The 12,569-nt window shown below is 56.9% G+C and carries 15 protein-coding genes; 6 read left to right on the forward strand and 9 right to left on the reverse strand.

Annotation, left to right across the window (positions count from 1 at the left end; all coding sequences use genetic code 11):
• Positions 1-86: 86 nt before the first annotated feature.
• Complete coding sequence (gene mobQ / locus NIT7645_RS19600; protein ID WP_050686549.1) at positions 87-1,337, reverse strand: MobQ family relaxase; 1,251 nt, start codon at positions 1,335-1,337, stop codon at positions 87-89.
• 153 nt (positions 1,338-1,490) lie between these two features.
• Between mobQ and NIT7645_RS07960 the strand changes: the two genes are divergently transcribed.
• From NIT7645_RS07960 to NIT7645_RS07980, 5 genes are all read left to right on the forward strand, one after another.
• Positions 1,491-1,751, forward strand: a complete 261-nt coding sequence (locus NIT7645_RS07960; protein WP_043872400.1) for a hypothetical protein — start codon at positions 1,491-1,493, stop codon at positions 1,749-1,751.
• Complete coding sequence (locus tag NIT7645_RS07965; protein WP_050686560.1) at positions 1,748-2,314, forward strand: hypothetical protein; 567 nt, start codon at positions 1,748-1,750, stop codon at positions 2,312-2,314. The genes NIT7645_RS07960 and NIT7645_RS07965 overlap by 4 nt, the downstream gene beginning before the upstream one ends.
• A 522-nt stretch (positions 2,315-2,836) precedes the next feature.
• Positions 2,837-3,406, forward strand: coding sequence for a replication/maintenance protein RepL (locus NIT7645_RS07970; protein ID WP_074964390.1), 570 nt, complete (start codon positions 2,837-2,839; stop codon positions 3,404-3,406).
• Between the two features lie 11 nt (positions 3,407-3,417).
• Positions 3,418-3,813 (forward strand): hypothetical protein, encoded by a 396-nt coding sequence (locus tag NIT7645_RS07975; protein WP_050686563.1) that lies wholly within the window; start codon positions 3,418-3,420, stop codon positions 3,811-3,813.
• Positions 3,814-3,822: 9 nt separating this feature from the next.
• Complete coding sequence (locus NIT7645_RS07980; protein WP_050686564.1) at positions 3,823-4,206, forward strand: type II toxin-antitoxin system PemK/MazF family toxin; 384 nt, start codon at positions 3,823-3,825, stop codon at positions 4,204-4,206.
• Between the two features lie 350 nt (positions 4,207-4,556).
• On the opposite strand, the gene NIT7645_RS07985 is transcribed toward NIT7645_RS07980, so the two are convergent.
• The 6 genes from NIT7645_RS07985 to NIT7645_RS08015 all read right to left on the reverse strand — a co-directional run bounded on the left by NIT7645_RS07985 (position 4,557) and on the right by NIT7645_RS08015 (position 9,145).
• Complete coding sequence (locus NIT7645_RS07985) at positions 4,557-5,069, reverse strand: TetR/AcrR family transcriptional regulator (protein ID WP_159420189.1); 513 nt, start codon at positions 5,067-5,069, stop codon at positions 4,557-4,559.
• A gap of 55 nt (positions 5,070-5,124) precedes the next feature.
• Positions 5,125-5,523, reverse strand: coding sequence for a DMT family transporter (locus NIT7645_RS07990; protein ID WP_281302332.1), 399 nt, complete (start codon positions 5,521-5,523; stop codon positions 5,125-5,127).
• A gap of 469 nt (positions 5,524-5,992) precedes the next feature.
• Entirely contained in the window at positions 5,993-6,775 is a 783-nt protein-coding gene (locus NIT7645_RS08000) for an SDR family NAD(P)-dependent oxidoreductase (protein WP_008561545.1), read from the reverse strand.
• A gap of 9 nt (positions 6,776-6,784) precedes the next feature.
• Positions 6,785-7,747, reverse strand: a complete 963-nt coding sequence (locus NIT7645_RS08005) for an LLM class oxidoreductase (protein WP_050673256.1) — start codon at positions 7,745-7,747, stop codon at positions 6,785-6,787.
• A gap of 51 nt (positions 7,748-7,798) precedes the next feature.
• Positions 7,799-8,101 (reverse strand): DUF1330 domain-containing protein, encoded by a 303-nt coding sequence (locus NIT7645_RS08010; protein ID WP_046212332.1) that lies wholly within the window; start codon positions 8,099-8,101, stop codon positions 7,799-7,801.
• Positions 8,102-8,134: 33 nt separating this feature from the next.
• Entirely contained in the window at positions 8,135-9,145 is a 1,011-nt protein-coding gene (locus tag NIT7645_RS08015; protein ID WP_046212333.1) for a zinc-binding alcohol dehydrogenase family protein, read from the reverse strand.
• Between the two features lie 111 nt (positions 9,146-9,256).
• Here NIT7645_RS08015 and NIT7645_RS08020 point away from each other — a divergent pair, with 111 nt between their 5' ends.
• On the forward strand, positions 9,257-10,171 hold the full coding sequence (locus NIT7645_RS08020) for a LysR family transcriptional regulator (protein WP_050673257.1): 915 nt from the start codon (positions 9,257-9,259) through the stop codon (positions 10,169-10,171).
• A gap of 352 nt (positions 10,172-10,523) precedes the next feature.
• Here the strand turns inward: NIT7645_RS08020 and NIT7645_RS19760 are convergent, their stop codons facing one another.
• Positions 10,524-10,655: a hypothetical protein gene (locus NIT7645_RS19760; protein ID WP_276325324.1), complete on the reverse strand. Its 132-nt coding sequence runs from the start codon at positions 10,653-10,655 to the stop codon at positions 10,524-10,526.
• Between the two features lie 562 nt (positions 10,656-11,217).
• Positions 11,218-12,144, reverse strand: a complete 927-nt coding sequence (locus NIT7645_RS08035; RefSeq protein ID WP_074964384.1) for a diguanylate cyclase — start codon at positions 12,142-12,144, stop codon at positions 11,218-11,220.
• Between the last annotated feature and the right edge of the window lie 425 nt (positions 12,145-12,569).

A 12,569-nucleotide genomic window follows, 5' to 3' on the forward strand; every position in this document is an offset into this window, starting at 1 on the left:
TTAGTCATCAGAGCGGTCATTGTTCTCGAAAGGGAAAGGTCTGCTTTGTCCGCACAGCGGTTGTTCGTGAGCAGCGCAGCGAAGGTCTACAACCCGTAATCATGCCCTCGGTCGCGGCGGGCATGAACTTCGCGCTCCTGCTCCTGTTCCAGCTCCTTGGTGCGCTGCCGCTCCTGCTCCTGCGCGACGTGCTGTTCGTCGGCCTCACGACCCTCGCGCAGCGTAGAAACCCGGTCACTGAACGCCTCCCGGTCAATCCCGGCAGCCGCGGCCCGCAACCGCGCCGCCAGATCGTCCGGGGCCTCCCGTTCTGAGGTCTCGGCCTCATGCTGCTCCCGACCCTCTTTCCGGGCGTCCCACGCTTCGCGCAGCCGCGTGGCGAGGTCCGGTTCCTGGTCCCGGCCCTCACGCCCCCCGGCAAGCGCCAGTTCGGACTGCTCCGGCCCGAGACGATCCAACACGCGATCCGCCGCACGGTCGAGCCAATCACGCACATGACCTGCCAACTCGCGGGCGACCTCCATCACCTCGGCGGCACGGGCCTTGGCCTCGTGCCAGGCCCCGACGCGACCGACCTCGATGCCGCGTTCCTTCATTTGCCACGCGCCGGGGGAAAGCTGCGGCAGGGGCGGGCGATCCAGCTCGATGGCCCGCACGGTCTGCACCAGCTCCGCACCCTCGTCGCCGCGCTCCCGCGCCGCCGATGCCAGCTCAAGCGCCTCGTCCCGCTGTGCCTCCAAGGTCCGATGATCCACGCGATCCTCGATACCGGCGCGTTCCAGGGCGGCGTTGCTGTCCCGCGCCCAGGCTTCGCGCCACCCCTCCAGAACCTCGACCTTGTTCCAGTCGCGGTTCTTGGTGGTGAAGCCCCCGCCGGGCACGCTGCCCTCGGGGCCAATCTCGCGGGTGGTGAGCAGGATGTGGGCATGGTGATTGCGATCATCGCCATCGCGCCCCGGCGCGTGCAAGGCGATATCCGCGATCATGCCACGGCCCACGAACTGTTCCTGGGCGAAGGCCCGGACCAGCTCGACACGCTGCGCATGGGTCAGCTCGGCAGGCAGGGCCACACGCACCTCGCGGGCGACCTGGCTGTTTTTGCGGGTCTCGGATTCCTCGACGCGGTTCCACAGTTCGGATCGGTCACGGACCCAATCCGGCGCATGGTCCGGCGCGAGGATTTCGGTGTGATCGACACCGCCCCGTGCCGCGTAATCGAAGGTAAGCCCGGTGCGGCGATCTTCGATCCGCTCGGCCACGCGGTAGGCGATTGCCGCCGTGGCGCTGCGGCCCTGACTGCGGGAAATCATCGAAGCTCTGAGATGATAGATTGCCATTTGGGGCCGCGCTTAGCTTAGGGGTCGAGGGGAAACGCCAGTCTCCCCCGCCCACACAAACGCGCAGCGTTTGTATAAGTGGGCACTTCGTGTGTTGCACCTTGACTCAACCTTTGCGAAAAATCAACAATTGTCAGGAGCGCGGAGGTCGGAATGGCGCGGAGTATTGATCAGCAAATTGCAGCGACGCAGGCCAAACTGGCCCGTCTGAAAGAACGCCAGAAGGCCAGTGAAACCCGTCGCAAGATCATCGTCGGATCAGTGGCAATATCCAACGCGCTGAAAGACCCGGAAAAGGCCCGTGCGCTCGCCGCCCTCCTGCGCCGGGCTGTCACCCGCGAAGTTGATCAGAAAGAGCTGGTCGGGTTGCTGGAAGAACTGGATGGTGTTGCTGCGAAGGCGGAACGTCCATGAGCGTCAAAGATCCCTTCCAGCAGCTCGTCGATGAAATCACCCTGATCCGGCAGGACATGGAACGCCTGAAGCGCACCAGTCTGGACAAGGAAGAAGCCGAAGCCCTGCACGAAATGCTGGCCGAGGGCGTGGATCGGATGCGCAAGGTTGGCCCCGAAGTCCAGAAAGCCGTCGAGATGCGTTTGCTGGGGGTTGCGGCAGTGCTCCGGGAAGAGACCAGCAAAGCCGCTGCAAGCGCCGCTGAGGGGGCTATCGAGAAAACCCGGGCCGAGAGCCTCGAAGTGGCTAGAAGCCTTTCACAGGCCGCCGGAGAGGCCCGCAGGCAGGCGTGGCGCTACTTTGGCGGGTTCTGGGTGTGGCTGACTTCCATGCTCGCCACAGGGGCCGTTCTGGGCCTTCTGCTGGCCTATGGGATGGAAACGGTCAAGTCGGCCCTCTCGGTCGATGATCTGGTGCGCTACAACTGCGGTAGATCGTGGTTCGGTGGGCAGGTCGTGGACCAGGACAACGGATCTAGCTTCTGCGCCTTCTGGATCAGGCAAGTACCGCAAGGGGAGAACTGAGGAGCCACCGACCTCCTTCCCATTCTCAGCACAATCCGACCGTTGCCACAGGCGTTGAAAGGCGAGATTGGGGATAACCCTTCCCCTCCCTGCCAGACCCACCCCATCCGGTTGGCGTTTCGCCAGCGGTATGTACGAACATCATCAGCAATGGTGCGAAAAACGCACTGACAGATAAACAGGCTCCTCCGTCGCCTGTGTCAGTCAAAAACTCCACCCCCGCCCGATCGTTCGCCAGCTTACTGACGAGCGCTACCGATCGAACGAGCGTGGATTTTTTGCCCTCCTATAGATCATTAGAAGGCGGAAAATTTCGAGCCAATAAAAACAAGGACTTAAGGGGGGGGGGTAGGTCACAGCTGTGACCTACCCCTAGCTCATAGCTGTGACCTAGGTCTGCTCGAAATTTGAACAAGCTTGACCGATATTTGACGGGTCAGTATGGTCGAAATTAGAGCAGCCAGATAAAGATATGCTGCAGATTTAACTGATATTTGAACATGGATGAGCTAGGGGTAGGTCATGGATGAGCTAGGGGGAGAACGGGCAATGCTTCCGGCAAAGAAGCAGCGGGGACACTTCGTCCAAACCGACCGCGCAGCGCATGAAGCGTGGGGTCGGCTGGCAGTTAAGTCGCCCGCTGCCGGGGCGTTGCTGCATGTCCTGGTGGCGAATGTCGGGGAACAGAACGCTATCGTCGCCTCGCACAAAGTGCTCGCAAAACTCATGGGTTCCTCGCCTGCAACAGTGAAGCGCGCCCTCAAGATACTGGAATCCGGGAACTGGGTCGAAGTTGTCCAGATTGGCGCAAGTGGCACGGTAAACGCCTATGTTCTGAATAGCCGCGTGGCGTGGACAGAAGGCCGTGACAAGCTCCGGTATTCGCGCCTGCAAGCCGAGGTTCTGGTCAGCGAGGATGAACAACCCGCTGGTGCTCTCGATGCGGCCAAGGAAGAGTTGCACCGCCTGCCCCGTGTCGGTGAGCTTCAGCTTCCAGCCGGTCAAGGTTTACCACCCGTTTCTCAGCCATCCTTTCCCGGTCTAGAACCAAGCTTGCCCGCCTTTGGCCATCCTACTGAAGATAGCGAATAGGGGTATTCACCGTGGCTAATGTTTCCATCCGTGAGGCGGTAAAGATTTACCAAGTATCCCGCCCAACACTCACAAAAGCACTGAAAACCGGCAAAGTTTCTGGTGTTCAGGATGGGAAAGGCCAGTGGCAAATTGATCCTGCAGAACTTGCCAGAGTTTACCAGCCACGGACGGAAAGCGCGAAAACAGGTGGACAAGATGAACCAGATAACTTTACCAACAAGAACACCCACTTGCCCGGTGAAGTTAATACGCTGAAAGCACAGTTGGCAGAGGCCGAACAACGCGCCGCCGTGGCCGAGGCACTGGCGGAAGAGAGGGGGAAGCACATCGAGGACTTGCGCCGGATGCTGCCTGCCCCGCAAGAGGCACAACGCCCCGGCTGGCGCTGGCCGTGGAAAAGGTGACGGAACAGAATGGCAGAAGAAACCCCACCGCCGCGCGTTGCGCCAACCGTCAAGAGTGCTCCGCGCATCCGTCAGGTGTATTGGTGCAAGCTACCCGACGACGCCCAGTTGCCCGAGTTCTGGAAAACACGGCCCGTGCTCATCATGTCGCTGAAAACGACCCTTCACGGCAAAGTCACAGTGCTGCCTTTCTCTACCAAGTCGCAGCCTGACAACCCACATGCTTACCCTATGCAGTCCCCGCTACAGGCGAAACAAGCGTGGGTGATCTGTGACCACCTGATGACGGTGGCCGTAAGCCGCCTAAGTCCACCTGGGCGAGTGATCCCGCGCATTTCCGAAGCCGATTTCGAGCACATTAAAGAGCGCGCGCTCAAGAATCTCCCATACTGAAAATCTTGACTCTGTGGCCACAGGATGCTACCTAAGGAGCCAGATACGGCGCGGGCAACCGTGACCGCTTCCCTTAGGTGGGAAATAGATGCGAAGGGGTGGCTAGTCCGCCCCTTTCGTTTTTTCAGACCTTCTTCATGAAATATCTACCGTGTGAGTTCCGTCAGCAACTAGGTGCGCCGATAGCAAGGGCATCGAGCGTGAAGACCTCAAATATCGGAACGCTCGATGCCCTTGCGGGTTCAGTAAAGCAGCCGTTCATGCAGAGCGCGGCGAAATCTGACTCTGAGCCCAGAATACAGAATGCTGCGCGTCGCACGAACGACCGCTTTCGGAAAGTGGGTCGCGAGCTATCCTCGTTTGCCAGCGGAAAAGGTACTCTTCGTCAGAGCTTCGTGCATACTCTTCCGCTCCGGGATCGCCACCCCGAAGTGTTGGGCCAGCCAAGCTCCGTCTACGGCAAACCGAGCAATGCTTAGTTCGACGTTGCCTTGATCTTCACCGTAGTCAGAGAGTTGGTCATTCAGCCACTCTGTCCATTTCATCCGAAGAGCCGGATCATCCAGCATGAGGAGCGAAAGAGCGATCCATGTCTGATCCATGGCCGGTTCTTCACCACCAAAGGCCAGATCAATATAGGCACGGGTGAACGCTCCATGCGCAACACGATCCTTCGAGGCCCGAGCCCCAATCTCAGAAGCCAGTTGGTCTAAGACTTCCTCGAAGATCGCATCAATCAAGGCCTGCTTGCTCGGGAAGTGATGAAGGAAGCCGCCTTTAGTGACACCGGCAGCAGACGCAACGGCTTGAACTGTTATTGCCGAGATGCCGCTTTCAATGGCGAGCTTTTTGGCTTCATCCATGAGGCGGCGTCTAACGGCTTGTGGGTCTTTGACGCGTTTATGTGCTTCTGGCATCTCAATGTGAGACGCTACCAGACAGCAAGTTCATGACAAGCACACCGCCGACGATCATAGCAATTCCCGTTACCGCCCAGAAATCCAGAGCCATCTTAAACACGACGACACTGACCACCGCCGTCAGGACGATGCCGAGACCAGCCCAAACGGCGTAGGCCACACCAAGAGGCACCATCTTCAACGCAAGAGAAAGACAGTAAAGGGACAGGATAAAGCAGACCAGCATCCCGAGAGATGGCCACAGCTTCGTAAACTGTTGGGACAATTTCAGCAGGGTCGAACCGCTGACCTCTAGGATAATGGCGGCTCCCAGAGCCGTGTAGGCAGCAAGCATGGCGTTCATTTCAACATCTCCGTCGATTTTCGATAAACATACCATACGAATGGTTTCTTTCAAGGCCACTCTTCTACGTTATTTGTGGTTTTTAGTCATCAGAGCGGTCATTGTTCTCGAAAGGGAAAGGTCTGCTTTGTCCGCATAGGCGACACTCGGGGTCTGAGTTTGCAAAGTCTGCTTCTCTGCGCTTCGCTGACGTTTGAGCGAGGCGCAGCATCGGCATGACAGATCGCGGAGCCTGGAATGTCCGCTTCCGGGAAATACTGCGAGATCTTTTGCCTTTGCGGCAGAGTTCCCGCTGCCCCCGGTTCGAATGTCTCGTTTGGGCTGGACAAGATCGAGCCGATCGCGGTTAGCCAGGAACGCTTTCGCGGCGGGCAGCTTGGCGCTGCACCGCCGCAAGGCAGAAATGAGCACAAAGCTACAAATGCTGCACGACCGCGAATACCGGCGTCTCCTAGCCCAATCTAAAATAACGTTACGCCACGCTTTCGTCAGATGGATGAAGAAAGATAAACTGTTGATCTGACTAGTCGCCAATCTCTGCTTTTATAACATCAACTACGCGCGCGACCTTCACGGCATTGGCGGCATCGGGATGGGGCTGGGCAAATTGCCCACTATCATTGTCGAAGTACTTTCCCGACGCGGCTGCAAATTCATCTGACAGGGCCGCGCGGATAAGTATATCGACACCGACATTCAGGTCGTTGCCGGATGTTCCGAACCCTTCGCGTACCATCTTAGTCGCAAGGAGCGAGCCGGGATTTACAGCGACCGAAATCGGCCCGTCGGGGTGTTGTGCTGCAAAGTCCTGGCTCCACATCGTCAGGGCGAGCTTGCTTTGTGCGTAGGCCTCCATGTCTTGTAGTTGTCGTTTGCCAGCCAGAGCGCCCACATCCACTGGCGCTTGAGCCGCCGAAGACAAATGCACCAAGCGGCCGTCCTTTGGCATATCCGGCAGCAGGAGGTTGGACAAAAGCGCTGGCGCAAAGGTGTTGACGACAAAACGCACGTCCATGCCATTGCTCATGCGAGGCTGCGAGAGCTTGAAGACACCTGCGTTGTTGATCACCACATCGATGTTGTCGTGGCGCTGCAAAAGGTCGCGCCCCAGTTTAGTCACCTGCGCCAAGTCGGACATATCGGCCTCAACAGTGGATGCATTCGCACCGATTTCGGCCTTCAGCTTGGCCAATTTCTCGGCGTTTCGGCCATGTGTTATTACTCTATGCCCCAGAGCCGCCAAGGCACTTGCGGTTGCGCGGCCAAGGCCATCGGTCGCTCCGGTAATGAGGATCGTTTTTGTCATGGTCATTCCTTATTTGAAAGCGGGCAGAACATATTCGGCCAAGTCCTCCAAGGTTTGTTCGACAGGGGCAGCACTAAGTCGCAGATTGAGTGCGACATGGTGCACTCCGATCTGCTCGAGCTGTTGGAGATATTGCACAAGTGGGCGGTGGCCAGACCGAAACCCGAGGTGGATGGGGCTGGGCGTTGCATCGGGGTCTTCGGCAAGGTCAATGTAGAGCGGTTGTAGGACCGGCTTCGGCACCTGCCCCAATGCAGCCAGCCGCGACCGCCACTCCTGCAACACGCGGTCCTGCGCCACTCCAGGGCGGGGATAGATCATCCAGCCGTCACCATGTTGCACGATCCAATCCGGCAACTGGCGGCTTGATCCTGTGATCAGCATTGGCAGTTTCACTCCCGCCGGTTTGGGCAACATCTCGATGGATGGGCCAACCTTGCCGAACCGATTGGCAATCTGCGTGGCAGGTGCGTTCATGGCGCGAATGTAGTCATAGCTTTCGCGGAAAGCATCGCCGCGTGTGCCGAAATCGCGGTTCATGGCGGGGTATTCTTCGGGGCGGTCGCCAGAGGCCACACCAAGGATCAGCCGCCCGTTTGACAGAACATCAGCAGTCGCCGCGGCCTTGGCCACATGGGCGGGGTGGCGCAGCGGCAGGACGATACTGGCAACGCCCAAGGCAATATCGGTTGTCGTCGCGGCCAGATAGCCAAGATAGGCAAAGGGATCAAAAATCTGCCCAGCATCGCCAAAGCTGGAGACGTTGAAAGGCACATCACGCAACCAGACGGCCTTGAAGCCAAGCTTTTCGGCCTTCTGAACACGGGTCAGATGGTCGACCATATCCGGTACGGGGCTGCTTGCGTATTGCGCGATCGGAACCACAAGCCCGACACTCAATCGACCGTTTTGAAACGTCGTGTTGTAGCCGCGGTTGATTTGCTCGAATGGGGTATGGGTGTCGTCGCGCATGGGGGTCTCCGTCAAAATGCGCAGCCCCTCGTGAGGGACGGCGCGGATGTTTTAGGCGAGGTCGTCTTTGCCCTTGATCAGATAGTGGTGGCTGACCGAACCGGCAGTACGTGCAGCAAGGTGCGGGGCATAAGCCTCATCGGCCATGAATGCCTGCGCGGCTTCCTTGGACGGCCACTCGATAATGATGCGCAGACCTGCTTCTTGCGTTTCGCCTTCCACCTGCTCGTGGCTTGTGGTTCGCGCGATGTACTTGCCGCCGTGCGCTACGACGCGCTCATTGGCAGTCGGCAGGTAGTCGGGAATCCACGCATCGTCGGTGGGGCTTACGTCGAGAACAGAATAATAAGCCATTTTGGTTTTCCTCTTGAGGGTCGGTCGGTTTGATTAAGAGGACAGCCCGGGCAGGACCTGCTTGCCGATTACGCGACCGCTTGCTTGGCGCTTATGCGCCTCGGTCAGCGTGTCCACCGTCAGCGTCTCGGCGCGTTCAGTGACTGTGGATTGAAGTGTGCCTGCATCGATCATCTGCGACACGCGGTTCAACAGATCACGCTGCGCGGTGATGTCGTCAGTGGCAAACATCGAACGGGTGAACATGAATTCCCAAGAGATCGTCAGCGCCTTTGGCTTAGCGGGCGAGATATCCAGGTATGCAGGATCGTCGATGAGCGAGATGTGGCCGCGCGGCGCGATCAAATCAATGATGGCGGGCCAATGCTGGTCCGTTGCTGTCAGTGCGGCAACATAGGTTGGCGTGAGGCCAAGATCTTTGACTTTCTCCGCCAGATCGCCGCGGTGATTGACCACATGATCGGCGCCCATCTTACGCACCCAATCTTCGGTCTCGGGGCGCGATGCAGTTGCGATAACTGTCAGGTTGGTAAGCGTCTTGGCAAGCTGGATCAGGATCGAGCCGACGCCGCCCGCGCCTCCGATCACCAAGAGGCTGTGGCCCTCGCCGCCGCCTTCCGCCAAACGGAAGCTGTCAAACAGCATTTCCCAGGCGGTGATCGACGTCAGCGGCAAGCCCGCGCTTTCGACAAAATCCAGCGACGCAGGTTTCTTGCCGACAATGCGTTCGTCGACCGCGTGGAATTCCGAATTGGTGCCATCGCGGGTCACATCACCTGCGTAGAACACCTCGTCGCCGACCTCGTAGCCTTTGACCTCGGAGCCGATTTCGACAACCGTGCCTGCCGCGTCATACCCCAGAATACCGTGATCGCCTTCGGGGGCACGCGCTTCGCGCAATTTGACGTCGACGGGATTGACCGAGATGCCTCTGACCGCGACCAGAATATCGCGCGCGCCAAGGGTCGGCCTATCCAGATCAAACTGGCTCAGGGCACCCGCGCCGTCGATGGGGCCGTTTTGTGTATAGCCGATAGATTTCATGTTCAATGCTCCAGAGTGCTGCGTTGTTGGGTATGAAATATCACCACAAAAAATTATAAAAATGCTCGATATATTGTTTCAGAATTCGCATTGTTGATATAATTGGAGCGCATGGATACAGACTCCCTTCGCCTTTTCGTCGCCGCCGCCGAACGGCTGAACATCACCGCAGCTGGTCGCGACCTCGGCCTTGCGCCTGCTATGGCCAGTAACCGCCTTGCAAAGCTGGAGCGGGAACTGGGTACGGAGCTTTTGCATCGCACAACGCGCAAGATCTCGATCAGCCAGGAGGGTGCGGCATTCTTGCCCTATGCGCGAGAGGTTCTCGCCCAAGTGGAGGCGGGGCGCGCTGCAGTCGGCGCAGGCGCGTTGCGTCCGAGCGGCGTATTGCGTTTCGCGGCCCCCAGCAGCTTCGCACAACTGCATATCATTCCAATCTTGCCGGATTTTCAGAAAATCTATCCTGATATCACCATCGACTTGCGGCTGTCTGACACTCGGCAGGACATCATCGAAGGCAGTTTCGATCTAGCCCTGCGCTGCGCGCCACTCGAAGACAGCAGCCTCATGGGGCGAAAATTGGCAGATGACACGCGCATTTTGTGCGCTTCCCCTGCTTACCTAGAGCATTCAGGACGACCAATGACGCCTGATGATCTTGAGGCCCATCGTTTCCTGTCATGGTCGAGCACTACTCCACGCCAAATCATCCATGCCGATGGTCAAACGGCCGTTCTGGATCCGACAAAAATGATGTGCCGCACGATCCTTGATGACGGAACTTCCCAACGGTTGGCGACACTGGCGGGAATGGGGATATCAGTAAACTCGCTCTGGAGCGTCGCGCAAGATATTGAGGCGGGACGCTTGATCCGTGTACTACCAGACTGGCGCTTACACGACCAATCCGTTCTTTGGCTGATCTACCCCAAGTCGAATGTGCTAACTCCGAAAGTCAGATGTTTCATGGACTTCTTGATCAACCAATTGGATATCACAAAGCTCATGGGCAAGCGATGTCCTTGAGCTTTGCGCGCTGATCTTGGTCAATGAGATCGATAGTCGATAAATTCACCTTGGCCTTTGCCTTATTCGGTCATTGGGGAAACCGCGGCGACTTGGCGCTCCGTCCCGCGTCTTGCGGATCACCCAACGAAAGTTCGCTGCACGATATTCGAATGCCCGCATGCTGCGCCGACTTGCAAAGTTGAGGACAATGCGTACGCGACAAAATCAGTGGTACGAGCGCACTCAGTGAGAAAGTTGAATTCACGGGCTGAGCTCAAAACAAACGTGCAGTAGTCCAGCTACCTGCGTAGAGTAAACCCGCGCGTAAAGTCAGAACTCAGATCGTGCCAGTCGGACCCCTTTAAGGCGTTTAGATCGGGCGCAGCATTTGCTCCTCCAGCATCTGGTTTGGCTTGGCCTTCTCGGCCTGCCGCACCTTCAGCCGCCGGGCATTCGAAACATCGATACCGCGATGCTTCTCTCCCGGCTTGTAGAGGATCACATCCCACCTCTCGACACTGTAATGCAATGCCCTGCTCGGCGGTGGATGCCTTGCTTTCGGCACGCCCATCACGGTCCGATGTTCATTCACAATGCCAATTGTCTGCTCTTTGCTTATGATCAGCAGACAGCGGTTCACAGTTCAGGTAAGTGCCAGAAGTTCAGGGCTAGCACCCGGTTTGAAAAACTAAACAAAGTCAAAATACCGAACTGCCATGCGCGCGCCTGTGCTTATCTTCATGTCTCAGCTACGTCTTCATCGTGACAGGCGCATTTAGGCGGGAGCAATCCAATAGCGACTGCCTCAAGAGATCTCTGATACATTCTGGACTTGATGACACCGACCGCAAACCCAAGAAGCCCGCCCACAGAGACAATGATGAACAGAACCAGAGGATGCCGCTCCAAAACCCAGTTTCCTACTAGTCCTCCGAAAAGCGCTAAAGTAAGCCCCGGGATTGCAATCCCGTACAAAACAAATTCGCTGACGACAGGCGGCCTGACACCAAAAAACTTATACTCGTTACCACATCCCTTTGCTTTTTCGTCTTGCCTATTTGGCATTAGTGCACTCCAACAATAGATAGCTCTCTTCTCTTTTCTTTCTCTTCCGAGACCACTTGATTTCTGCCACCGCTCTTCGCTGAGTAGAGCAACTCATCTGCCCGTTTGAGAAGGGAAGCACCATTTACGAAACCGCCAGCGATTTCAGTCAGGCCAATGCTGACGGTGAGGCGAATCTTGTGGCCATGAGCATGAATTACCTGTTGTTCCACGCTCTTTCGCAAACGCTCGCAGGCGATAAACGCGCCCGCCAAATCTGTTTCTGGAAACACGAGTGCGAACTCCTCGCCCCCAAGCCTCCCAACAAGGTCCACAGTCCGAAACTCACGTATCAGCATTCTTGATAACTCTTGCAGAACTTTGTCACCTGCGTCGTGACCGTAGCTGTCATTGATGAGCTTAAAGTGGTCGACATCTAACATCGCGACAGACAACGGCAGGCCGATTTCCAGAGCATTCTCAAAATTGGTTTCCAGTGTCTTGAGAAATGGCCGCCGGTTCGAAACTTGAGTCAGAGGGTCGGTATTCGCCTCGATCTGCAGAAGTTCATACGCCTTCGTGAGTTCGCGAATACTAAGAATGCCCACTAGCTTCCCATTTCTAAGAACAGGCATATGCCGGAAAGAGTTTTCGTTCATCAAACGGAGTACATAGGCCACCTCGTCCTCGGAACAGCAGGAAACGACAGCGCGTGTCATGACTTCGGAAACCCGCCGGTTGCCTGCTTCAGGATCGGAACTCGCGACGACAGGTATCAGATCTCGTTCTGAGACAATCCCGATCAACCTATCGTCACCGTCTGTCACGACCAACGCACCGAGCTTGTGCTCAAGCAGTAACTGCGCGGTTTGTTTTAACGTGAAGTCAGGACTAACGCCTTTGACCGCGGTAGACTGCTTCGCTAGCAAAAGCGCTTCGACCTTCATATCCCACTCCGTTTTCGAACCGGTCTAACGCTAAAATCAAAGTGTGAACTGATAGTGAAATAGCACCATTTAGAAAAATTATATGATTTCCGTCTGCTGCAAGCAGCACCTGCGGTCACCCAACCTCGCCTTTCGCCATGAAGAATTCATTCCTCGCTGCAGGACATGATGTGGCAGTGCATCAAATGCACACCGGCGGATATAGAGGTAGCCGGAGTGGCCACATTCGATATGGCGCCCCTCCCCCTAACTCCACAGGATACTTGCCCACTAGCTCATGGTCTCAACTCTATCGTCAAAGTTATCTCTCCATCGAACCAGAAAAGAGCCCTTATAGATTACTTTTTTGGCTTGATTTTGTACACGCGGCTTGACCTGCCCCCCGCAAAATCCCTCACCATGAAGTAGAGTCTGCCCAACCTATG

The organism is Phaeobacter italicus (assembly GCF_001258055.1).
GTDB classification, from domain to species: Bacteria; Pseudomonadota; Alphaproteobacteria; order Rhodobacterales; family Rhodobacteraceae; genus Phaeobacter; species Phaeobacter italicus.

Coding starts and splice junctions, on each gene's coding strand:
- NIT7645_RS08000 (WP_008561545.1), bottom strand. CDS start 6,775: ATGACAAAAACGATCCTCATTACCGGAGCGACCGATGGCCTTGGCCGC.
- NIT7645_RS07985 (WP_159420189.1), bottom strand. CDS start 5,069: ATGGATGAAGCCAAAAAGCTCGCCATTGAAAGCGGCATCTCGGCAATA.
- NIT7645_RS08015 (WP_046212333.1), bottom strand. CDS start 9,145: ATGAAATCTATCGGCTATACACAAAACGGCCCCATCGACGGCGCGGGT.
- NIT7645_RS07965 (WP_050686560.1), top strand. CDS start 1,748: ATGAGCGTCAAAGATCCCTTCCAGCAGCTCGTCGATGAAATCACCCTG.
- NIT7645_RS08010 (WP_046212332.1), bottom strand. CDS start 8,101: ATGGCTTATTATTCTGTTCTCGACGTAAGCCCCACCGACGATGCGTGG.
- mobQ (WP_050686549.1), bottom strand. CDS start 1,337: ATGGCAATCTATCATCTCAGAGCTTCGATGATTTCCCGCAGTCAGGGC.
- NIT7645_RS08020 (WP_050673257.1), top strand. CDS start 9,257: ATGGATACAGACTCCCTTCGCCTTTTCGTCGCCGCCGCCGAACGGCTG.
- NIT7645_RS08005 (WP_050673256.1), bottom strand. CDS start 7,747: ATGCGCGACGACACCCATACCCCATTCGAGCAAATCAACCGCGGCTAC.
- NIT7645_RS08035 (WP_074964384.1), bottom strand. CDS start 12,144: ATGAAGGTCGAAGCGCTTTTGCTAGCGAAGCAGTCTACCGCGGTCAAA.
- NIT7645_RS07980 (WP_050686564.1), top strand. CDS start 3,823: ATGGCAGAAGAAACCCCACCGCCGCGCGTTGCGCCAACCGTCAAGAGT.
- NIT7645_RS07970 (WP_074964390.1), top strand. CDS start 2,837: ATGGATGAGCTAGGGGGAGAACGGGCAATGCTTCCGGCAAAGAAGCAG.
- NIT7645_RS07960 (WP_043872400.1), top strand. CDS start 1,491: ATGGCGCGGAGTATTGATCAGCAAATTGCAGCGACGCAGGCCAAACTG.